This window comes from Amylibacter marinus (assembly GCF_030160015.1).
GTDB classification, from domain to species: domain Bacteria; phylum Pseudomonadota; class Alphaproteobacteria; order Rhodobacterales; family Rhodobacteraceae; genus Amylibacter; species Amylibacter marinus.
The window spans coordinates 298,225-321,296 of the sequence record NZ_BSNN01000008.1; the positions used below are offsets into that span (position 1 = coordinate 298,225).

A 23,072-nucleotide genomic window follows, 5' to 3' on the forward strand; every position below is an offset into this window, starting at 1 on the left:
TAAGGTAAATTCAAATTCCAGCCTTTACAACGCTGGGAGTAAAACGAAAGAATACCATGAGTGAAGCCGAAGCCCCCAAGGCAGAAACACCTACGGATCAATCCACGCCCAAGGCCCCCAAGGCAGAGGCTTTGAGCAATGATGCCAACGCACGTCAAGAGATCGAGCGGATCAAGGCCGAAAACCTAAGCGGCCAACAATTGCGCCTTGCGCGCCGTTTGGCCATCAAACATGCGCTTGAACCCACGTCAGACCTTGATGCAGTGCGCCTATTACGCAAACAGGGTTTAGATCCCTTCGCAGCGCCAGAAATCGACAAATCACCCCCGGCCCAAGAGGGTACCCAGCGCCCCAAGAACCTGCCCGCTAAGCGCAAGCGCGCCGAGGTTGGCGCCCCGGGCACGCTGCATCCCATCAATGATGCGGCGCGCGCCAAGGCGATCTTAAAAATCCAACGGGATTTGGTACGCCGCCGCCGCCGCCGGATCATTCAATTGGTGGCGCGATTGTCGTTTTTCGTTTGGCTGCCCACCATTATTGCCGGTTATTATTTCTATGCTGTCGCAACGCCGATGTACTCAGTAAAGTCGGAATTCTCTGTTGAATCCGCCGAGAACCCCGCGACACCTGTTTCCAGCGGGTTGTTTGGCGGATCTGGGTCTAGCCTGCTGAACCCCAGCGAGTCCGTGGGGGTTCAAAACTTCCTTTCCTCGATTGAGGCCATGTTAATGCTGGATGAAGAATTGGATTTCAGGGCCGCATTCCAAAGCGAAGATATCGATGCAATCCAGCGTATGGACCAAGATGCATCTAACGAAACCGCCTTTAAAACCTATGCGGACAAGGTCTTGGTGGGGTTTGATCAGACCGAGGGCATCATCCGTATGGAAGTTATTGCCCCAACCCCTGATCAGGCGATGGGATTTTCGCAGGCTCTGCTGGGCTATGCTGAAGATCGCGTTGGCAACCAAACTGAGAGGCTGCGCAATGATCAAGAGGCCGCGGCTCGTCGCCTGTATGATGAAGCCGAAGCAAACCTAAACCGTGCCCAAGGCAAGGTTCTTGATCTACAAGAAAAGCGCGGTGTTCTAAGCGCGGAGTTAGAAATCGGTGCGTTGATGACCCAGATCACCAACCTAGAGACCATTTTGCTATCGCGCAAATTGTCCTTGGCAGAGCTAAACAACAACACCCGCCCCAATCAGGCTAAGGTAAATGCCCTTAACAATCAGATCAACGAGCTGGAAAAATCCATTGGCGAATTGCGCGAGGGAATGACCGCAGGCTCTGCGCAAAATTCATCGCTTGCGCGGATCACCAGCGAACTACAACAGGCCGAAGCCGAGGTTTTATTGCGCCAGACGCTATTGGCTCAATCAGTAACCACCCTTGAAACCGCCAGCATAGAGGCCTCTCGTCAGACAAAATACCTTGCGCGGAATGTGAACCCTGTGCGCCCCGAGGATCCCGCCTATCCCAAGAAATTTGAGAACACCTTGTTGTCATTCTTGGTTTTTGCAGGTCTATATCTAATGATATCCCTAACTGGATCCATTCTTCGAGAACAAGTGAGCAACTGATGCAAAAAACCATAACTCTGTCCGATTTTGAAATTGGCAATGATCAGCCCCTAACTTTGATCCTTGGGCCATGTCAGTTGGAATCCATTGATCATGCACAAATGATTGCGGGGCAGATGAAAGAGGCCTGTGCGGCGGCGGGCGCAAATTTCATATTCAAGGGTTCCTTCGACAAGGCCAACCGCACATCCCTAAAGGGCAAGCGCGGGCTGGGTATCGAGAAGGGCCTTGCGGTTATGCAGGCCGTGAAGGACGCGCTGGATGTGCCTGTGCTAACGGATATTCACACCGCCGAACAATGCGCCGAGGTGGCCAGCGTGGTGGATGTTTTGCAAATCCCCGCATTCCTATGCCGCCAGACGGATTTGTTGCTGGCCGCGGCGCAAACAGGTGCGATTTTGAACGTGAAAAAGGGCCAATTTCTAGCCCCGTGGGATATGCATAACGTTGCTGAGAAAATCGCCTCTACTGGGAACCAGCGCCTGATGTTATGTGATCGCGGCACCAGCTTTGGCTACAACACATTAGTGGCGGATATGCGTGGTCTGCCTGAGATGGCGCGCAACGGCTATCCGGTGATTATGGACGCGACCCATTCAGTGCAACAGCCCGGTGGCCAAGGTGGTTCCAGCGGCGGACAGCGAGAATTTGCGCCGGTAATGGCGCGCGCGGCGGTCAGCTTGGGTATTGCGGGCGTGTTTATCGAGACCCACGAAGACCCAGATAATGCACCCAGTGACGGCCCAAATATGATTCATTTGGATCAGATGCCCGCGCTTATTCATTCATTAATGGAATTCGATAAAACTGCAAAGAAATCGCCCATTAGACTTTGATTCCTAAAGGACTTTAAAATGCCAAGACCCGAAAATACCGTCGCACAAAACACCTGGGAGTTTTTGCGCGATGCTATGATTACACCCACCGGTTTTCGCGAATATGATGCGCGTTGGAAATACCCGAATGATATAAACCTGCCGGGCATTACCGCCTTGGGTCTTGGGCTGGGTACGCAGATGCAGGCCCGTGGGATCGAACCCGTGATCGCCGTTGGAAATGATTATCGCGAATATTCCCTTAGCATTAAAAATGCGCTGATGTTGGGCCTGATGCAGGCTGGCATCCACGTAAAGGATATCGGCCCGGCCCTATCTCCTATGGCCTATTTCAGCCAATTTCACCTAAATGCGCCCGCAGTAGCGATGGTCACCGCCAGCCATAATCCCAATGGCTGGACAGGTGTGAAAATGGGGTTTGAACGCCCCTTAACCCATGGCCCGGACGAAATGGCCGAATTGCGCGATATTGTCTTATCTGGCAAGGGTGTTGCACGCGATGGTGGCAAATACGAACGTGTAGACGGTGTAAAAGAGGCCTACATCGATGATTTGGTCGGGGATTATAAAATGACCCGCAAATTGCGCGTGGTCTGTGCCACGGGCAATGGCACCGCCAGTGCTTTTGGCCCAGAGGTTTTGGAACGGCTGGGCGTTGAGGTTATTCATTCCCATACCGAATTGGACTACAATTTCCCACATTACAATCCCAATCCCGAAGCTATGGAGATGCTCCATGACATGTCAAAATCCGTCATGGATTCGGGCGCCGATCTGGCGTTGGGGTTTGATGGCGATGGCGACCGTTGTGGCGTGGTCGATAACGAGGGTGAAGAGATTTTCGCGGATAAGGTCGGTGTGATCATGGCCCGCGATCTGTCCAAAATCCATCCAAATGCAACCTTTGTGGCAGATGTTAAATCCACTGGCCTATTTGCATCCGATCCAGAACTGATTGCAAACGGGGTCACTGCGGATTACTGGAAAACTGGCCACAGCCATATGAAACGCCGTGTTAAAGAATTGGGTGCATTGGCTGGGTTTGAAAAATCAGGACACTACTTTCTGGCGGAACCCATTGGCCGCGGTTACGATTGCGGCATGCGCGTTGCCGTGGAAATGTGCAAACTGTTGGATCGTAATCCGGATATGAGCATGGCCGATTTGCGCCGCGCCCTGCCCCAAACATGGGCGACACCAACGTTATCGCCCTTTTGCCCCGATACCGAAAAATATGATGTGCTAGATCGATTGGTCGCCAAACTGGTCAAATTGGCAGATGATGGTGGTACAATCGCAGGGCGCGCAATCGAGAAGGTTGTTACAGTAAATGGTGCTCGCGTAATATTGGATAATGGTGCATGGGGATTGGTGCGTGCCAGCTCGAACACCCCAAATTTGGTGGTGGTGTGCGAAAGCCCCGAAAGCGATGCTGAAATGCGAGCGATTTTTGCAGATGTTGACGCAATCGTGCGCACAGAGAACTCTGTGGGCGAATATGATCAAAGCATCTAAAATCTCTTGATAAAAAACGCGCAAGCAGGCATATCCGCCAAAAGTCTTGGGATATGATGCGTCAGTTTTTACAAACCGTTTTAGAGCGCCCTATGACGCGCAATTTTATATTGGGCGTCATTGTTTTCAATGCCGCGTTGATGGGGCTGGAAACATCTAGCCAGATCATGACTCAATTCAGCGGTTTGATCCAGTGGCTAGACCGCGCCTGTATTGCCATTTTCATCGTCGAGATTGTGGCCAAATTGATCGTGCAACGCGGCCAATTTTTCCGCGATGGTTGGAATGTTTTTGACTTTCTCATTGTATCGGTGGCTCTTATTCCTGCGGCACAGTCGTTTTCTGTTTTGCGGGCGCTGCGTGTTTTGCGGGTGTTTCGTGTTTTGTCGGCGGCACCGCGTCTGCGCCGTGTGGTAGAGGGATTTGTCACCGCCCTGCCGGGAATGGCGTCTGTTTTTCTGCTCATGGCGATTATATTTTATATCTCTTCTGTTATGGCCACAAATTTGTTTGGGCAGGCCTTCCCAGACTGGTTTGGCAACCTTGGGCGTTCTGCATATTCCCTGTTCCAGATCATGACCCTTGAAAGTTGGTCGATGGGGATCGTGCGCCCTGTGATGGAATTATACCCATTGGCATGGGCGTTTTTCGTACCCTTTATTTTGGCCACCACCTTTGCTGTGGTGAATCTATTGGTTGGTTTGATTGTGAATTCAATGGCCTCGGCCCATAGCGAAGAAGAGGATGCCCGCACCGATGATTACCGCGATCAAGTGTTGGAGCGTCTTTCAGCAATCGAGACCCGCCTTAGCGAGGCGCAGGGAAAGAATTCTACCACCAAGTAGCCCAGTAACCCTTGCGTCATTTGTGGCGCGCGCCTATGGTTTTTCAGCCGCTAAAATAGTTCGGATCATATGAAACAAAAAATTACCAAAGCCGTCTTTCCCGTTGCAGGATTGGGCACACGTTTTTTGCCAGCAACCAAATCTATCCCAAAAGAGCTGTTGCCTCTGGTTGATCGTCCTTTGGTGCAATATGCCGTAGACGAGGCGCGTGAGGCGGGGATCGAGGATTTCGTTTTTGTCAGTGCGCGCGGGAAAACCGCCATGGCGGATTACTTTGATCGCTATCCTTTGCTGGAACAAATCCTGCGCGATGACGGCAAGGATGCCCTGCTGGAACGCTTGGAGGCCTCAAATATTTCCAGTGGATCAATTGCCTATGTACGACAAGGAGAGCCGCTGGGATTGGGCCATGCTGTGGCCTGCGCGCGTAAATTTGTAGCGGATGACGAGTATTTTGCCGTGGTTTTACCCGATGATGTTGTGCAGGCCCAGCCGGGCTGTTTGGCCCAGATGGTTAAAGAGTGGGAAAAATCCCCCGCCAATATTGTCGGCACCATGGAAGTGGCCGCCGACAAAACCGACCAATACGGTATTCTCGATGCGGATTGCGATGGGCAAAGACTGTTGCGCGCTCGCGGATTGGTTGAAAAACCGGCCCAAGATGTAGCGCCTTCAAATATGGCGGTTATCGGCCGCTATCTGCTAAGCCCTTCGATTATGGCCCGCTTGTGTGTCCAAGAACCTGGCGTAGGTGGTGAAATCCAGCTAACGGATGCCATCAATGCCGAGGCCCATGCTATGGGCAATGTCTATGGGTTTCGTTTTTCAGGGCAACGCTATGATTGTGGATCGAAAATTGGCTATCTACAGGCGACAATTAAATACGGGTTACAACGCGATAGCCTACGTCCGGAGATGCTGGCTTTTATGAAAGATGCCATTGCTGAACACGAGGGGACATAGCATGAAGATCGCAGTTGTTGGTGTTGGCTACGTTGGACTATCGATAAGCATTCTATTATCGCGGAAAGAGCAAGTCGTTGCCTATGACTTAGACCCCCAAAAGGTCGAAATGATCAATGCAGGCATCTCGCCGATTGTTGATGCAGAGGCCAGTGAGTTATTGGCCTCGGGCACGCTAAATCTAAGTGCAACTACCGATCCCGAGACGGCCTATGAAGGCGCAGATTATGTGGTGATTGCCACCCCTACAAATTACAATCCGAAAACCAACGAATTTGACACTAACAGCGTCGAACAGGTGGCAGCGGCCGCAATAGCGCGGAACCCTGAGGCCCTGATTGTTATAAAATCTACTGTCCCTGTTGGGTTTACCAATGGTCTGCGCGAGAGGCTAGGCCACCAGAACATCGTCTTTAGTCCAGAATTCCTGCGCGAAGGGCGCGCGGTGCATGACAATCTATATCCCAGCCGTATTGTGATCGGTGGTCACGATAAGAGGGCACAGGGTTTTGCATCCCTATTGGATACCGCGGCCGAAGCGGACAACATCACCATTTTGCACACCGATTCAAACGAGGCCGAGGCGATCAAGCTGTTTGCGAATACATTCTTGGCAATGCGTGTGGCCTATGTAAACGAGCTGGATTCCTATGCCATGAGCCACGGCATGGACACCGCCCAAATCATCGAAGGCATTGGCCTAGATCCGCGCATTGGCAACCATTACAACAACCCCTCCTTTGGGTATGGCGGTTATTGCCTGCCCAAGGATACCAAGCAATTGCTGGCCAATTACTCTGCTGTGCCGCAAAATCTAATCCGCGCGATCGTCGATGCAAACACCACCCGCAAGGATTTCATCGCCGATCAAGTAATCGCCCGTAGCCCTCAAACCGTGGGCGTGTATCGATTGGCGATGAAGGCCGATTCCGATAATTTCCGCCAATCTTCTGTTCAGGGAATTATGAAACGGATCAAAGCCAAGGGTATTGAAGTCGTCGTTTACGAGCCAAATTTTGAGGGGGATGCGTTTTTTGGTTCTCGGGTAACCAAGGACCTGCACCAATTTAAAGCGGGATGCGATTTGGTCATCGCCAATCGGCGCCATGCAGATTTAGCGGACATAGAACATAAGCTATTTACCCGAGATTTATTTGGCGTAGACTAGTACACCAGCCCCTGATTGCGGCGCTAGAATGTTCGGGTATCGCGACCGTGCGTCACGATTGACGTGACATTGGATCACCGTCTAGTCTGAGCATAGGAAAATTGGATTATATGCAAGATACTCATCACACCCTAGTTGCGGAAAACATTCACAAAAGCTTTGGTAGCTTGAAGGTTCTAAAGGGCATTTCGTTGCGTGCAAACAAGGGGGATGTAATTTCCATCCTTGGCAGTTCTGGTTCTGGCAAGAGCACCTTTCTGCGATGCATTAATTTTTTGGAAACCCCTGATCAGGGCAAAATATTCCTTGATGGCGAAGAGGTGATCCTGAATACGGATCGCAAGGGGCGGCTTTTAGGGGCCAATCCTGCGCAAATCCAGCGTATGCGCAGCCAGCTGGGCATGGTTTTTCAAGGGTTTAACCTGTGGTCTCATATGAGCGTTTTGCAAAACGTCATGGAGGCGCCAATTCAGGTGCTAAAGGTCAGCAAGGAAGAGGCCCATGAGCGCGCCATGCGCTATTTGGGAAAGGTCGGCATACCGCATAAGGCGGATGCCTTTCCCAGCCAATTGTCTGGTGGGCAACAACAACGCGTTGCCATTGCCCGCGCCCTTGCTATGGAGCCTAAGGCGCTGTTGTTTGATGAACCAACCAGCGCGCTTGACCCTGAATTGGTGGGCGAAGTGCTAAAAGTTATGAAAGATTTGGCCGCTGAAGGGCGGACAATGATTGTCGTGACCCATGAAATGGGGTTCGCACGTGAAGTATCCGACCGAGTTGTGTTTTTGCATCAAGGTCAGGTCGAAGAAGAAGGCACCCCCGAAGAGGTGTTTGAAAATGCTAAATCCGAGCGCTGCCGCGCCTTTCTGGCCAGCTCGCTTTAACCAACTGGAGAGACTAATGACATTTACAAAACTATTAACTGGTGCCGCTCTGATGGTGGCTGTTGCTGGATCGGCCCATGCAGAGGGTAAAACCATTCGCATGGGTACAGAGGGCGCCTATGCTCCGTTTAATTTCGTAAACGATGCGGGCGAGATAGATGGGTTTGAGCGCGCGGTTGGCGACGAGCTGTGCAAGCGCGCAAAACTGACCTGTACATGGGTGACAAACGAGTGGGATAGCATTATTCCAAATCTGACCGCGGGCAATTACGACACCATTATCGCGGGTATGTCCATCACCGCAGAGCGCGACGAAGTTATTGATTTCACATCTGAATACTTCCCACCGGACCCTTCTGCATATGTTGCATTGGCTGGCGCTGATGTGTCTGCAACCAAGGGCACAGTTGCCGCCCAAACCGCAACGATCCAAGCCGGCTATGTCGCCAGCAGCGGCGCCACAGTAGTGGAATTTGCCACCCCCGAGGAAACAGTTGCCGCCGTGCGCAATGGTGAGGCCGATGCGGTATTGGCCGATCATGCTTTCTTGAACGATATCGTGAAAGAATCTGGTGGTGAGTTGATTTTCATTGGTGATGAAGTTGCCCTTGGTGGTGGCGTTGGCATGGGTGTACGCGAAAGCGATACCGAGCTGAAGGCGATGATGAACGAGGCCATTGCCTCCATGAAGGCCGATGGCACATTATCTGCCTTGATCGCTGAATGGTTCGATGGGCGCATGGTTAAATACTAAGTTCTGAATTTGAAATTGGTGGGGCATTATATATGCCCCACTTTTCCGAGGCACGCTAATGTTTGAATATTGCGCCGACCCAAAAATACTAGAGGGCTTTCAGTGGTGGTCTTGTTACCTAACCACCGTGAAGCACATGAATTTTTATACCAGCTTTTTAGTTGTATTCGCCCTGTTGGCAGCCACCGTTCCGATTATTTTGGTGTTCGGGTTTGCGGGCGCAATAGCGCGGCGTTCTAGGTTTGCCCCCCTGCGTTGGCTGGGGTGGATATATACATCGATGGTACGCGGTGTGCCGGATATCATTTTCTTTCTTTTCGTACCGATCGCAATGGATCAGGGCATCGAGTATCTACGCCATCAGGTTAAATGTTCGGATTGGGCAGAACCGATCCGTCAGGGAAACGATTTTGTAGTCTGTGCCGCGGCAAAAATGCCCCTAAGCATTTCGCCTAATTGGGTTCACGAAACCTATGGGTTTTTCCTAGCTGCATTGGCTTTTGCCATTGTTTTTGGCGCATTTGCCGCCAATACCATTCACGGAGCGTTGGGCGCGGTACCTCATGCTCAGCTTGAAACAGCCGCCGCCTATGGTATGTCGCGTAGGCAGGTATTTCGTCGTATTCAACTGCCGCAGATGTGGGTATATGCCCTGCCCGGTCTGTCAAATCTATGGATGATCTTGATAAAGGCCACGCCTCTGTTGTTTTTGCTTGGGGTCGAGGATATTGTCTATTGGGCCCGTGAATTAGGCGGCACCAAGACCTCGCGCTTTGCATACCCGCATCCAGATTGGCGGTTGGGATATTTTCTGGTTTTGATGGTGTTTTATTTGGGTCTTGCGTGGGTCAGCGAAGTATTTTTTGAACGAATGATGAAGCGCCTAACACAGGCGCGTGGCATGAGCGAGGCCACGCAATGAGCTGTGTACAGACATTTGCGGATTACGGATTTCGCGCGCTGGGGATTGGCGAACGCGCCCTACCCAAGACCGATATCACCCTGTGCGAACAGGTTGTTTTGATCGGGTCGGGGATGTTTTGGAATATCTATTTCGCCCTGCTTGCGTTGCTGTTAGGATTCGTTGCGGCATCTTTGGTGGCCTTTGCCCGCAATAGCACGCGGGCGATTTTATGGCGTCCAGCGGCGATATTTATATTCATCCTACGGGGATCACCGCTGTTTTTACAGTTTTTCCTGATTTACGAGACATTCGTTCTGTTGCCAAAGGTTGGGTTTGACTTGAACCTTGGGTTTGTGGACATCACTGTCGAAACCCGGTGGCTGACCCGGGCATGGCTGGGGGCGCTAATTGTACTATTTCTAAACACCACCGCCTATACCGCCCAAATTTTTTATGGTGCCTTGCGATCTGTCCCCAAGGGAGAAATAGAGGCAGCCCTTGCCATGGGGATGACCCCTAACCAGATTAATCGGCGCATTATTTGGCCCACAATGTTGCGCCTTGCCTGGCCCAGCTATACCAACGAGGCGATTTTTCTGTTCCATGCCACTGCGCTGGTGTTTTTCAGCAGCTTCCCTGCGTGGCAGCAAAAGGGTGATGCGCTGTATTATGCCAGCTATTTCGCGGACAAGACCTTTAATCCATTTGTGCCCTATCCGATCATTGCCGTATTCTTCATTGCCTTCACGCTGTTGATTATTTTGATTTTTGGGTTTTTCCAACGACGTCTGAATCGGCACCTGTAGGCACTAGTTGCTAAGGCTCGATAGCTGTTCTTCCTTGCGCTTTGTGCAATAATTACCCATGGTCGAATGATGCACAGTGCCTCACAGACCCCAAATTTATCCGCATTCAATTGTTGTAATTGCCCGATACAGAAACGGGCGGTTTGCGCCTATTGTGATAACAGCGAATTGTTGGTGCTGGGTTCGATGAAAAGCTATAAGACCTATCCTGCAGGCACCTCGATTGTTCGCGCGGGAGATCCATTAGATTTCGTGGGATCCGTAGTACAGGGTGTTGCCAGCCTATCCCAAACGATGGAGGACGGGCGGCGCCAAATGGTGGGGCTATTGTTGCCCAGCGATTTTGTGGGCCGCCCTGGGCGCGCGATGGCCAAGTTTGATGTTGAGGCGACATCAGAGGTCATTCTGTGCCAGTTTAACCGCGCACCATTCGAGAGGTTCCTGCATGCCACCCCGCATCTGCACGAGCGCATGTTGGAAATGGCGTTGGATGAATTAGATGCGGCGCGGGAATGGATGCTCTTGCTGGGGCGCAAAACAGCCCGGGAAAAAATCGCCAGCCTATTGCTGATCGTAGCCAAACGCCAGAACGCCGCCCCCGTGCTTGACGGGATTGGTATGGTTAAATTCGATCTAAACCTGACCCGAGAGGCCATGGCCGATTATCTGGGCCTAACGCTGGAAACCGTTAGCCGCCAGATAAATGCGCTGAAAAAAGATGGGATCATTCAATTGGAAAAAAAACGCCAAATCTGTGTGAACAACATTGATCAGTTACGCGCAGAAACCGGCACCGATTTCGAGGGCTAGGTGCCGCAGGTCAGCCCATAAATATTTTTAAAAATTGATCTAGGTCAAAGATCAGAGATCAAAACGCGCGCATTTAACCTGTAGAACAGGAAAATGGGGCCCGCGTTATGGACGTACTCAAGATAGTATTTTTTGCCTTTGTGGCACTTATTGCGGCGATGGCCGCTAGTTTCGGATTAGATCAAGCCTATATTCTACATGCGCTGATCATCATGGCTGTGGCCTTTTATTTGTTTCTGCGCGCTGTTCGTCAATTTGGCGAACCGGCCCCAGTTGTTGGTACAGGATACCAAGATGATGTGGTACGCGCTGGGGTGATTGCCACGGCGTTTTGGGGTGTTGTTGGTTTTCTGGTTGGGGTTTTTATCGCGTTTCAGCTGGCGTTTCCTGCCCTCAATTTTGATTTGCCTTTCACAACATTTGGGCGCGTACGCCCGTTGCATACATCGGCGGTAATCTTTGCGTTTGGTGGCAATGCACTGATCGCCACATCCTTTTACATTGTGCAACGCACCTGTGCCGCGCGCCTTTGGGGGGGGAACCTGTCGTGGTTTGTATTCTGGGGGTATCAGCTGTTTATCGTATTAGCTGCCACTGGCTATCTACTGGGCGCGACGCAATCCAAGGAATACGCCGAGCCAGAATGGTATGTTGATATTTGGCTAACGCTGGTTTGGGTGGCCTATCTAGCGGTATTTATGGGTACAATTATTAAACGCAAAGAACCTCATATCTATGTGGCCAACTGGTTCTTCCTGTCCTTCATCGTTACTGTGGCAATGCTGCATTTGGTAAATAACCTAAGCCTGCCCGTCTCGATCTATGGCTCAAAATCGGTACAGCTGTTTAGCGGTGTGCAGGATGCGCTGACCCAATGGTGGTATGGGCACAATGCGGTTGGTTTTTTCCTGACCTCGGGCTTTCTGGGTATGATGTATTATTTTGTGCCCAAGCAAACCGGAAAACCGGTTTTTAGTTACAAATTATCCATCATCCATTTTTGGTCATTGACGTTCATGTACATCTGGGCGGGGCCACATCACCTACATTACACCGCCCTGCCGGATTGGGCGCAGACCTTGGGGATGGTGTTTTCGCTGATGCTATGGATGCCCAGCTGGGGTGGCATGATCAATGGGTTGATGACCCTGAACGGCGCTTGGGACAAGCTGCGCACCGATCCGGTACTGCGGATGATGGTCATCAGCCTTGCATTTTATGGCATGTCCACGTTCGAGGGGCCTTTGATGTCTATCAAGGTGGTGAATTCGCTATCGCATTACACGGACTGGACCATTGGCCATGTGCATTCAGGGGCCTTGGGTTGGAATGGGATGATTACATTTGGTGCGCTGTATTTTCTGGTACCCAAGCTATGGCACCGCGAACGTCTATATAGCGACACCATGGTCAGCTGGCATTTTTGGTTGGCGACCATTGGCATCGTTTTCTATGCGGCCTCCATGTGGGTAACTGGAATTATGGAGGGGCTGATGTGGCGAGAGGTAGATGCCCAAGGGTTCTTGGTGAATTCTTTTGCGGATACTGTTTCGGCCAAGTTCCCCATGTATGTGGTGCGCGGTCTGGGTGGGGTGATGTATCTGGCGGGTGCTATCATCATGTGCGTCAACCTGTGGTTAACGGCCACAGGTGCGCGCCGCGATACCCCCCATGCCGCCATGGCCATAGCCGCAGAATAGGAGCGAGAAATGTCATTTCTAAAGCATCATAAGAAAATCGAAACACGCGCAACCCTTTTGTTGGTTCTGAGCCTTGTTGTTGTATCCATCGGCGGGATTGTGGAAATCGCCCCGTTATTTTATCTGGAGAACACCATCGAGAAGGTGAAGGGTATGCGTCCCTATTCACCACTAGAGCTGGCCGGGCGCAATATTTACATCCGAGAGGGGTGCTATACCTGCCACAGCCAAATGATCCGCCCCCTGCGCGACGAGGTCGAGCGCTATGGGCATTATTCTTTGGCCGTTGAAAGTGTCTATGATCACCCGTTTCAGTGGGGATCAAAGCGCACAGGCCCCGATTTAGCCCGCGTGGGGGGGCGATATTCCGATGAATGGCATGTTGATCACTTGATCAATCCACGCGCAGTTGTCCCCGAGAGCATCATGCCAAACTATGCCTTCCTAATGGATACGAAGATCAAGCCGGAAACCGCCCGCCCGCTCCTGCTGGCCAATGCCCGCGTTGGTGTACCCTATAGCGCGGATATGTTGGAACATGCCGCCGCTGACCTAAAGGTTCAGGTTGATATCGATGGCGATTGGGAAGAAATGGTTGCCCGTTATCCCAAGGCACAGGTGCGTAACTTTGATGGTCAACCACAGATTACCGAGATGGATGCGCTGGTGGCCTACTTGCAGATGCTGGGCACACTAGTGGATTTCTCGACATTTAAACCAGACGCCAGCAGATAGGATTACCCAATGGATACCTACTCAATTTTTCGCGAATTCGCAGATAGCTGGGGCCTGTTGGCAATGATGGGCTTCTTTGTTGGGGCGGTGCTGATGGTCCTGCGACCTAGTGCAAGGCGCATGCACCAAGATGCCGCAGAGATCCCGCTGCGCGATGATCGGCCAATAGATAATCAGGAGCCATACAATGAGTAAGAAGCACAAAATGGCCGATGAAGATTACCCAACCACTGGCCATGAATGGGATGGGATAAGGGAATATGACAAGCCCATGCCTCGATGGTGGTTATGGACATTCTTTGCCACGATCATATTTTCGCTGGCCTATGTAATTGCCTATCCAGCAGTTCCCTTGATCAAGGGCGCAACACCAGGGCTGTTGGGCTACTCATCGCGCGCTCAGTTGCAGCGAAGTCTCGATAGTGTTGCGCTAGAAAACGCCGAGATCGAGCAACTGTTGTTGGCTACACCTCTTGAAAATATCGCTAAGAACCCCTCCTTGGTACGCTATGCCAGCGCGGGGGGTGGCGCGGTGTTTCGCACCTATTGTGCCCAATGTCACGGTGCAGGCGCACAAGGGGCTACAGGATACCCAAATTTGCAGGATGATGACTGGCTATGGGGGGGCGATTTAGCGGCCCTAGAACAGACAATTCAGCATGGTATCCGCAGTGATGCGGATGAGGATACACGCTATTCAGAGATGCCAAAATTTGGTGAGTTTCTTGAAGAGGCACAGATAGAGCAACTGGTTGAATATCTGCGCCAAATCTCAGGCCAAGATTATCTCGCCGAGACGTCCGCCAACGCCGAGGTCTTGTTTGCCGATAATTGCGCCGCCTGCCATGGGCAGAATGGCGAGGGCAATCACGAGCAGGGCGCACCCAACCTTAAGGATGCGTTATGGCTCTATGGCGGTGATCGTGATGCCCTGCGCCACAGCATCGCTAATGCCCGCTTTGGGGTGATGCCCGCATGGAACACCCGCATAACACCTGCACAGATCCGACAGGTCACCTTTTATGTCCACCAACTGGGTGGCGGCGAATAGGTTTTCGCGCATTTCGAAAACCTAGCACCAGCCCTTCCTGTTCAACTGGGCTGGTGCACTTTCTTCAAGAACTTTGATTCAGATCAAAGAGCGCAGGCCAGCGGCCTGTTAGCAAGGTAGGCGAACAGGAAAAAGGACAGGATCATGTCCAATGATACAGCCCCACAGCTATTTCAAGCCCGCGAGCCGGTTTTCCCCCAGAGGGTCAGCGGCCGTTTTCGGCGTCTGAAATGGAGCCTATTGGCAATAACCTTGGGGATCTATTACGCCACCCCGTGGATCCGGTGGGATCGCGGCCCCAACCTGCCAGACCAGGCGGTGTTGATTGATCTGGCCCATGCACGGTTTTTCTTTTTCTGGATCGAGATTTGGCCACATGAATTTTACTTCATCGCTGGTCTGTTGATTATGGCGGGGTTGGGGCTGTTTCTGTTTACCTCGGCCCTTGGGCGTGTTTGGTGTGGATATGCCTGCCCGCAAACGGTCTGGACAGATTTGTTTCTCCTGATCGAACGCTGGATAGAGGGCGACCGCAACGCCCGCATCAAACTGTTGCGCGCAAAATTAAGCCCACGCAAAATTCGCCTGCGCCTTAGTAAATGGGCCGCATGGCTGGTGATATCCGTGGCCACGGGGGGGGCGTGGGTGTTTTATTTCGCGGATGCCCCAACCCTAATGCATCATTTATTCACCGGTCAGGCCGCCTTGGTAGCATATGGTACCATTGCCTGCCTGACCGCCACCACATTTGTTTTTGGTGGTTTCTTGCGCGAACAGGTCTGTACCTATATGTGCCCATGGCCGCGCATTCAGGCGGCAATGATGGATGAACATTCCCTAACGGTAGCCTATCGCAATTGGCGCGGCGAACCACGCGGCAAAATGGGCAAGGCCGAGGGCGATTGTATTGATTGCATGGCCTGTGTGAATGTCTGCCCCCAAGGCATCGACATCCGCGATGGCCAACAAGTGGAATGTATCACCTGTGCGCTGTGCATAGATGCTTGTGATGCAATGATGGATAAAATCGGCCGCCCAAGGGGGCTGATTGATTACTGCGCCCTAACCGATGAACCCCAAGAACGCGCGGGCCAAGCGCCCAAACCCCTGTGGGCGCATGTGATGCGGTTGCGCAATTTTATATACTTCGGTCTTTGGGCGGGAATTGGCGTGGGTCTGGTTGTGGCGTTGTTTGTTCGCTCTGATTTTTCGGTTTCGATCACACCTGATCGCAACCCGCGCTTTGTGCGGCTGTCGGATGGGGGGGTGCGCAATGCCTATGACCTGAAAATCAGCAACCAAACGGGGGATAATCGCAGGTTTCACATCTCGATAAAAACCGACGAGGCCTTGCGTGTAAAACTACAGGGAACCGACGAGATGAACATCACTGTCCCCGCTGATCAGAGCCTGCACCAAAGGGTCTATATTTTTGCCAAGCCCGTTTATTTGGCCAGCAGAACCGACAGCACGCCCGTGCGATTTTGGATCGAGGATATCAATAGCGGCGAGCGCCAACATGTGGATAGTATTTTTGCAGGAGAGACAAAATGAGCGAGAAAACCCCTCTTACTGGCGCCAAGTTCGCCGCGATTTTTATAACTGCCTTCGTTGTGATTATTATTGCAAATCTCTCTCTGGTTTATGCAGCGGTTGGCTCTTTCCCCGGATTAGAAACCCGAAAACCCTATGTGGAGGCTCTGAACTTTAACAGCAAGCGCCACGCCCAAGAGATGCTCGCGTGGAAAACGGTGCTAGAGTATTCTGGTGGCTCTGTGCGCCTAACCATCACCGATGCATCAGGTGCTAGGGTGGTGTTGCCGGCAATTGAGGCGCGTCTAGGGCGTGCTACCAGTCATGCCTATGACCGGAACCTTACCTTGAATTTTGACGGGGAACTCTATTCATCAATTGTGAATTTACCTGCGGGAAATTGGCAACTGCGCATCAAGACCCAATCTCTGGATGGGGTGCCCTTTATGCGTATTTTACCCTTAATTGTTGGGGATAGATCATGAGCGTTGCCGCCTGCCCTGCCTGTATTGCCCTGCCCAGCGACGAAATTATAGAGCAGGTTCAAATGGCACAACGTCTTTCGATATCGGTACCTGATATGCGATGCGCCGCCTGCATGCAAAAGATCGAACGCGCCGTTTCAGAGGTAAAGGGCGTGATCTCGGCCCGTGTTAACCTAAGCCAGAAACAGGTGATGATCCACCGCGCGCCCGAGATCGACATAGAAGACGCTATTCTTGATGCGATCACCAATTTGGGGTTCGAGGCGCATCTGCTGGATAATAAACAGATGGGCACTGTGCGCGATACCGCAGGGCACGCCCTGTTGATGCGCTTGGGGGTGGCGGGTTTTGCGGCTGTGAATGTGATGTTGTTATCTGTTTCGGTCTGGGCGGGGGCCGACGGTACAATGATGACGCTATTGCATTTGATTTCTGCGGCCATTGCAATCCCCAGCCTGTTCTTTAGCGCCCAGCCCTTTTTTAAAAGCGCCCTACAGGCCCTGCGCGCAAGGGGGTTGAACATGGATGTACCCATCAGCCTTGCGATTTTGATCGCCGCGGTGATGTCTCTATACGAGACGTTGATCGGTGGGGGTGCTGTCTATTTTGATGCGGCACTGTCTCTGACCTTTTTCCTATTGGCGGGGCGTTATCTTGATCATCAATCGCGGCTAAAGGCGCGTTCTGCGGCGGTGGAATTATCCGCGCTGGTTTTACCACGGGCTCAAAAGATCACAGCGACAGGTATTTGCACCGTGGATATTCAGGAACTAGAGTTGGGCGATCATATTCTGGTGCGCCGCGGTGCTCGGGTGCCAGTTGATGGCCTATTACACAGCGAGGCTGCTGATATGGATGTGTCGATCCTGTCAGGCGAGTCTCTGCCCATGGCCATGGTCACAGGGGCGCCTGTGTTCGCAGGCAGTATGAACCTTGGGGCACCGGTAGAGATCTGTGTTACATCCATTGGCCAAGATACCAGATTGGCCGAAATTGCGCAGATGGTGGCCACAGCCGAGGCCAGCAAGACCCGTTATACCTCTTTGGCGGATCGTGCGGCACAAATATATGCACCGGTTGTGCATTTGCTGGCGCTTTTGGCCTTTGTGTTCTGGCAATTCTATTCTGGTGATACCAGATTTGCTATTACTGTGGCGACGGCGGTTTTGATCATCACTTGCCCCTGTGCGCTTGGTTTGGCGGTCCCTGCGGTGATGACAGTGGCTAGCGGTCGTTTGTTTCGCCAAGGTGTTATTATCCGCAACGGCACAGCACTGGAGCGCCTGTGTTCTGTAGATACGGTGGTGTTTGATAAGACAGGAACCCTAACCAGCGGTGATTTCACAATCTCAAAGCGCCCCGCCCCGCAAGAGCATCGTCTAGCGCAAGCATTGGCCTTGAAATCCGATCATCCGCTGTGCCGCGCCATAACAGACGATGGCGTGTCAGGAGCATTGCCCCATATCACAGATATCCAAGAGATTTCTGGTTGTGGCATGCAGGGTAAATACCTTGGACAAACCGTTAAATTAGGGCATGCAGAATGGGTTGGTGCGCATAGTAGCAGCGATCAAGTGCAGACATGGATCAGATTTGGCCAACAGTCACCACAGATGTTTCAATTCGCCGAGCGCCCCAAGCCCAGCGCCAAGCCCGCCATCGAAATGCTGTTGGCCAGAGGCCTGCGGGTGGTGATCCTATCAGGAGATCGTCAGCAAAGCGTGGATCGCTTTGCACAGAGCATGGGAGTTTCACAGGCAGTTGGCGGCGTACTGCCCGAGGAAAAGATGCGTCTGCTGCGCTCTTTTGGCGACAAGGTTTTGATGATTGGAGACGGGCTAAACGACACCGCCGCCCTCGCCAGCGCATCGGTGTCCATGGCACCGGCCAAGGCGATCGATGCCGCACGCGCGGCCTCGGATTTTGTGCTGTCGCGCGATGATCTGACCTTGATTGCCAGTACCATCACCACCGCGCAATCGGCGCGCCTAAGGATGCTGGAAAATTTCTCGATTGCTGCTGGTTATAATGCCGTGGCGATTCCGATTGCCCTTGTGGGTTTGGCCAGTCCGCTGTTGGCCGCGATTGCGATGTCTGGCTCTTCTATTTGTGTATCATTGAACGCCCTGCGGGTGAAAGGAGAAGCATAGTGGAGGTGTTATTTCTATTAATACTCATTTCCTTGTTTTTGGGGTTACTGGGTTTGGCGGCCTTTGTTTGGTCCTTGCGCAGTCAGCAATTTGATGACAGCGCTGGCAATGCAGCGCGCATTCTATTTGAGGAAGATGATCCCTAAATGAGGGAAAATTTAGGATAGCGTTGCAAGTTATGGTAAATTTGTGCATTCATGGAACAACAGAAGGAACCAACATGGATGATGCTGATCGCCGTATATTGCGGGCCATACAACAAAACCCAGATCTAACCATGCGCGAGCTTGGGGATGTTACTGGGCTCAGCCATACGCCGTGTTGGCGGCGGCTTCAGCGGATGAAGGCCGAGGGGATCATCGGTGAGAAACGCTATATCCTAAACCCAGAGACGCTGGGCTTTGATATCAATGTCATATGCTTTGCTCGCATGAAGGAACATTCGCGTGGGCATCTAGAGGAATTTGAAACCGCGGTGCGCAACATCCCGCAAGTTTTACAGTGTTATTCCGTAACCGGTGAATATGACTTTGTCCTACGGGTTCTAGCCCATAGTATGCGCCACTATGAGGAAACCGTAAAAAACGCGCTGGTGCGCCTGCCCCATGTGGCGACATTAAATACCAGCGTTAGCCTACGCGAAGTAAAGAATACTCCGGATTTACCGATTTAGCCTTGAACGGAGATATCACTCCGCTATTCGCAACACAGTCACGAATTATAGCCATATTAGGAAACATTGTTCCTTTGTGACCCCTATTCACCTAGAACAAGGAAACACAGCCCACCCGTAAATCTGCTAGCGTATAATCTTGCCAACTATGGGTGCGACGAAAATACGACAATCAGTGGTATGCGCACAGTCAGCTACGGGGACCAGTATGAACAAGCCGATCAGTTTAGACGATAAATACACAGCCAGCTCTGGGCGGGTATTGATGACAGGGACACAGGCCCTCGTACGCCTACCCATGGCCCAAATGCGCAGGGACCGCGCAGCAGGGCACAACACCGGTGCCTTTATCTCAGGCTATCGTGGATCGCCAATGGGCGCCTATGACCAACAACTGATGCTGGCACAACGCCACCTAGACAAACATGATATTGCATTCCAACCAGGCATCAACGAAGAGCTAGCGGCCACTGCGATCTGGGGATCCCAACAGGTGCAAATGTCCGCACAGGCGAACAAAGAGGGCGTGGTAGGCCTGTGGTATGGCAAAGGCCCGGGTGTTGATCGTTCTGGTGATGTATTCAAACACGCCAATGCGGCTGGCACCTCGGCATTGGGTGGTGTGCTGGCCTTTGCAGGGGATGATCATACCTGCAAATCATCGACGGTTCCGCATCAATCTGATCACGCTTTTATCTCGGCTGTGATGCCCGTGCTCTACCCGTCTTCGGTTCAGGAGTTCATTGAATATGGCCTGATGGGGATCGCCATGTCGCGCTACAGTGGGTGCTGGGTCGGCTATAAGGTGATTTCGGAAACCATCGAGACCACATCTGTTGTCGATTTGGCCCAAGAGCGGCGCCAGTTTATCATTCCAGAAGATTTCGAAATGCCTGAGGGTGGGTTGAACATGCGCTGGCCCGATGCGCCGATGGTTCAAGACGAGCGCCTGCAAGAGCACAAGGGCTACGCCGCCATTGCATTTGCGCGGGCAAACAAGGTGAACGAAACCACCCTAGACACCCCAAATGCACGATTTGGGATTGTGGCATCTGGTAAATCCTACGAAGATGTTAATCAGGCCTTGATGGAGCTGGGTATTGACAAAGAGGCGCAAAGGTTGATTGGTCTGCGATTGTTCAAGGTAGGCATGCCTTGGCCGCTGGAACCTGAGGGTATCCGCACCTTCTCGCAGGGGTTGGAAGAGGTTCTGATCATCGAGGAACGCCGCGAGATTATCGAACATCAAATCAAGCAACAGCTGTTTAATTGGCGCGCCGATGTGCGCCCGCGCATTGTTGGCAAATTTGACGAGGCCGACCGCCCCTTTTTGACCCATTCCAAGGGGCTAACGGTTTCTGGTGTGGCCCGCGCTATTGCGGATCGGTTGTTACGTCTTGAATTGCCCGAGGGGTTGCACGGCCATATCGCGGCCAAGCTGGCCCACCTAGAAGAGTTACATGCCCTGCGCATTCAACATAAGCCCCCCGTTATCCGCCAGCCGCATTTCTGTGCAGGCTGTCCACACAGCACCTCAACCAAAGTGCCCGAGGGTTCAAAGGCAATGGCGGGCATTGGCTGTCACTACATGGCATCTTGGATTGATGATAACACCGAAACCTTTACGCAAATGGGCGGCGAGGGCGTGCCGTGGAGCGCGATTGAAAAATTCACCGACGAGAAGCATCGCTTTGTAAACCTTGGGGATGGCACCTATTTCCATTCCGGCCTGTTGGCAATTCGTCAATCCGTAGCCGCAAAGGCCAATATCACCTATAAGATTCTATACAATGATGCGGTGGCCATGACCGGCGGTCAGCCCCATGATGGCCCGCTGTCACCTGCGCAAATATCGCATCAATTGCACCACGAGCAAATCAAAACCATCTATTTGGTTTCCAATGATCCAGAGGCCCATCCCGCATCGGGGTTGGCGGCGAATGTTATCATCAAGCACCGCGATGAACTGGACAGCGTGATGCGCGAGGTACGTGAGATCGAGGGCACCACAGCAATTATTTATGTACAGACCTGTGCCGCCGAATTACGCCGCCGCCGTAAGAAAGGTTTGGCCCCTGATCCAGACAAGCGCATGTATATCAACCCAGCCGTATGTGAGGGCTGTGGGGATTGCTCGGTACAATCCAACTGTATTGCAATCGAACCATTAGAGACCGAATTTGGCCGCAAGCGCGCCATCGTTCAATCCAGCTGTAACAAAGATTATTCCTGCGCCAAGGGGTTCTGTCCTTCGTTCGTCACCGTAACTGGTGGCCAATTGCGCAAATCAAAAACAGATGCCACCCCTGATTTTTCAGCACTGCCGGCCCCTACCCTGCCATCCTTGGATCAGCCATGGAATATAGCCGTGGCGGGTGTGGGCGGCACCGGTGTTTTGACCATTGGTGCGCTACTGGCGATGGCGGCACATATCGAGGGCAAGGTTCCCTTGGTTATGGACATGGCAGGCCTTGCACAAAAAGGCGGCGCAGCGCTAAGCCATATCCGCATTTCCACCCAAGAGAATCCACCAACTGCACCGCGGATCGCAAACGGTGCCGCGGATCTATTGCTGGCTGCTGATGCGGTGGTTGCGGCGTCAAATGATGGGATCATCACCAGCCATTCAGAGCGCACCCATGGGATTTTGAATGCCAAGATCACCCCTGTTTCTGATTTTGTAAAACAGCGGGATTTTGATTTCCAACAAGCCGCCGTTGAAAAAACCATCGCAGAGGTTGTGCGCTCCAAGGAACATTTCCACAATTTCTCGCATCTGGCGCTGGCCTTGATGGGCAATGAAATTGGCGCAAACATCATGATGATTGGATATGCTTGGCAAAAGGGATTGGTGCCGTTGGATCAGGCATCAATCACGCAGGCGGTCGAGCTAAATGGCGTGGCCGTAAAGGCCAATATCAGCGCCTTTAATTGGGGCAGAATGCTGGCACATGATCCTGAATTTGTTGCGGCCTGCCTGCCCAAGGATAACAGCTATACGCCGCTGGATCAGATGGGTTTAGACCAATTGATCGCGCATCGCCGCGCCCATCTAACCGCCTATCAAGATGCTAATCTGGCTGAGGAATACGGCGACAAGGTCGCGCAGATGCGACAGGTCTTCAACGATCATTTGGATACAAAAACCGCCGAAAGGATCACCCGCATCGCTGCGCATCAGCTATCGCGCGTGATGGCACCCAAGGATGAATACGAGGTTGCTCGTCTGTTCTCGACCCCAGAGTTTCGTGAACAGCTGGACAAACAGTTCACCGGAGATTTCAAGCTATCACTGAACCTTGCCCCGCCTATTCTACCAGGCAAGGGTTCTGATGGGCGCCCAAAGAAGCGAGAATTTGGGCCGATGATTTTACGGGTAATGCCAATTTTATCGCGGATGAAATTCCTACGCGGCACGGTCTTTGACCCATTTGGCCGCAGTACAGAGCGGCGCAATGATCGTCAGATGGCCAAAGATTATACAGAGGATTTGCAGAATGTTATGGGCCGTATTGCGCCTGAAAACGCAGATCAGGCCATCGCACTACTGTCATTGGTATCAGAGGTGCGCGGCTATGGCCCCGTGCGCGAGGCGTCCTATGCCACCTACCAAGAAAAGCGCCGTGAAATGCGCCTAGCCTTTGCGCAAGATACCCATAAAATCGCGGCTCAGTAACGCG

General features: G+C 52.3%; 21 protein-coding genes. All 21 read left to right on the top strand.

All coding sequences use genetic code 11. From position 1 onward, the window contains the following. Positions 1-56 precede the first annotated feature (56 nt). Complete coding sequence (locus QQL62_RS12895; protein WP_284379981.1) at positions 57-1,580, top strand: KpsE/RkpR family capsule polysaccharide export protein; 1,524 nt, start codon at positions 57-59, stop codon at positions 1,578-1,580. Continuing rightward, positions 1,580-2,416, top strand: a complete 837-nt coding sequence (gene kdsA / locus QQL62_RS12900; RefSeq protein WP_284379984.1) for a 3-deoxy-8-phosphooctulonate synthase — start codon at positions 1,580-1,582, stop codon at positions 2,414-2,416. Before QQL62_RS12895 ends, kdsA begins: the two co-directional genes overlap by 1 nt. 18 nt (positions 2,417-2,434) lie before the next feature. Next, positions 2,435-3,931, top strand: coding sequence for a phosphomannomutase/phosphoglucomutase (locus QQL62_RS12905; RefSeq protein ID WP_284379987.1), 1,497 nt, complete (start codon positions 2,435-2,437; stop codon positions 3,929-3,931). Positions 3,932-4,023: 92 nt separating this feature from the next. Then, the gene (locus QQL62_RS12910) at positions 4,024-4,776 is read left to right on the top strand and encodes an ion transporter (RefSeq protein WP_431355779.1); all 753 of its coding nucleotides are present in this window, start codon (positions 4,024-4,026) and stop codon (positions 4,774-4,776) included. Positions 4,777-4,845: 69 nt separating this feature from the next. After that, positions 4,846-5,739 (top strand): UTP--glucose-1-phosphate uridylyltransferase, encoded by an 894-nt coding sequence (locus tag QQL62_RS12915; protein WP_284379990.1) that lies wholly within the window; start codon positions 4,846-4,848, stop codon positions 5,737-5,739. Position 5,740: 1 nt separating this feature from the next. Continuing rightward, positions 5,741-6,907: a nucleotide sugar dehydrogenase gene (locus tag QQL62_RS12920; protein ID WP_284379992.1), complete on the top strand. Its 1,167-nt coding sequence runs from the start codon at positions 5,741-5,743 to the stop codon at positions 6,905-6,907. A gap of 110 nt (positions 6,908-7,017) precedes the next feature. Continuing rightward, on the top strand, positions 7,018-7,791 hold the full coding sequence (locus QQL62_RS12925; protein WP_284379994.1) for an ABC transporter ATP-binding protein: 774 nt from the start codon (positions 7,018-7,020) through the stop codon (positions 7,789-7,791). 16 nt (positions 7,792-7,807) lie between these two features. Next, positions 7,808-8,545, top strand: coding sequence for a transporter substrate-binding domain-containing protein (locus tag QQL62_RS12930; protein WP_284379996.1), 738 nt, complete (start codon positions 7,808-7,810; stop codon positions 8,543-8,545). 58 nt (positions 8,546-8,603) lie between these two features. Then, on the top strand, positions 8,604-9,467 hold the full coding sequence (locus QQL62_RS12935; RefSeq protein WP_284379998.1) for an ABC transporter permease: 864 nt from the start codon (positions 8,604-8,606) through the stop codon (positions 9,465-9,467). Further along, complete coding sequence (locus QQL62_RS12940; RefSeq protein WP_284380000.1) at positions 9,464-10,255, top strand: ABC transporter permease subunit; 792 nt, start codon at positions 9,464-9,466, stop codon at positions 10,253-10,255. Before QQL62_RS12935 ends, QQL62_RS12940 begins: the two co-directional genes overlap by 4 nt. 69 nt (positions 10,256-10,324) lie before the next feature. Next, positions 10,325-11,065, top strand: a complete 741-nt coding sequence (gene fnrL, locus QQL62_RS12945) for a transcriptional regulator FnrL (RefSeq protein ID WP_431355780.1) — start codon at positions 10,325-10,327, stop codon at positions 11,063-11,065. 107 nt (positions 11,066-11,172) lie between these two features. Next, positions 11,173-12,765 carry a cytochrome-c oxidase, cbb3-type subunit I gene (gene ccoN / locus QQL62_RS12950; RefSeq protein WP_284380005.1) on the top strand — a complete coding sequence of 531 codons (1,593 nt, stop codon included), beginning with the start codon at positions 11,173-11,175 and terminating at the stop codon, positions 12,763-12,765. A 9-nt stretch (positions 12,766-12,774) separates the two neighbouring features. After that, a complete protein-coding gene (gene ccoO / locus QQL62_RS12955) occupies positions 12,775-13,500 on the top strand; it encodes a cytochrome-c oxidase, cbb3-type subunit II (RefSeq protein WP_284380008.1) in 726 nt (241 codons plus the stop codon). A 9-nt stretch (positions 13,501-13,509) separates the two neighbouring features. Further along, positions 13,510-13,695, top strand: coding sequence for a cbb3-type cytochrome c oxidase subunit 3 (locus QQL62_RS12960; protein ID WP_284380011.1), 186 nt, complete (start codon positions 13,510-13,512; stop codon positions 13,693-13,695). Next, positions 13,688-14,551 carry a cytochrome-c oxidase, cbb3-type subunit III gene (gene ccoP, locus QQL62_RS12965; RefSeq protein ID WP_284380014.1) on the top strand — a complete coding sequence of 288 codons (864 nt, stop codon included), beginning with the start codon at positions 13,688-13,690 and terminating at the stop codon, positions 14,549-14,551. Before QQL62_RS12960 ends, ccoP begins: the two co-directional genes overlap by 8 nt. A 144-nt stretch (positions 14,552-14,695) precedes the next feature. After that, complete coding sequence (gene ccoG / locus QQL62_RS12970) at positions 14,696-16,105, top strand: cytochrome c oxidase accessory protein CcoG (protein ID WP_284380016.1); 1,410 nt, start codon at positions 14,696-14,698, stop codon at positions 16,103-16,105. Next, positions 16,102-16,569 (top strand): FixH family protein, encoded by a 468-nt coding sequence (locus tag QQL62_RS12975; RefSeq protein ID WP_284380018.1) that lies wholly within the window; start codon positions 16,102-16,104, stop codon positions 16,567-16,569. The genes ccoG and QQL62_RS12975 overlap by 4 nt, the downstream gene beginning before the upstream one ends. Further along, positions 16,566-18,719, top strand: a complete 2,154-nt coding sequence (locus QQL62_RS12980; protein WP_284380019.1) for a heavy metal translocating P-type ATPase — start codon at positions 16,566-16,568, stop codon at positions 18,717-18,719. The genes QQL62_RS12975 and QQL62_RS12980 overlap by 4 nt, the downstream gene beginning before the upstream one ends. 5 nt (positions 18,720-18,724) lie before the next feature. Then, entirely contained in the window at positions 18,725-18,865 is a 141-nt protein-coding gene (gene ccoS, locus QQL62_RS12985; RefSeq protein ID WP_431355783.1) for a cbb3-type cytochrome oxidase assembly protein CcoS, read from the top strand. Between the two features lie 74 nt (positions 18,866-18,939). Then, positions 18,940-19,392 carry an Lrp/AsnC family transcriptional regulator gene (locus tag QQL62_RS12990; protein WP_284380023.1) on the top strand — a complete coding sequence of 151 codons (453 nt, stop codon included), beginning with the start codon at positions 18,940-18,942 and terminating at the stop codon, positions 19,390-19,392. 208 nt (positions 19,393-19,600) lie between these two features. Beyond that, positions 19,601-23,068 (top strand): indolepyruvate ferredoxin oxidoreductase family protein, encoded by a 3,468-nt coding sequence (locus QQL62_RS12995; protein ID WP_284380025.1) that lies wholly within the window; start codon positions 19,601-19,603, stop codon positions 23,066-23,068. Positions 23,069-23,072 lie beyond the last annotated feature (4 nt).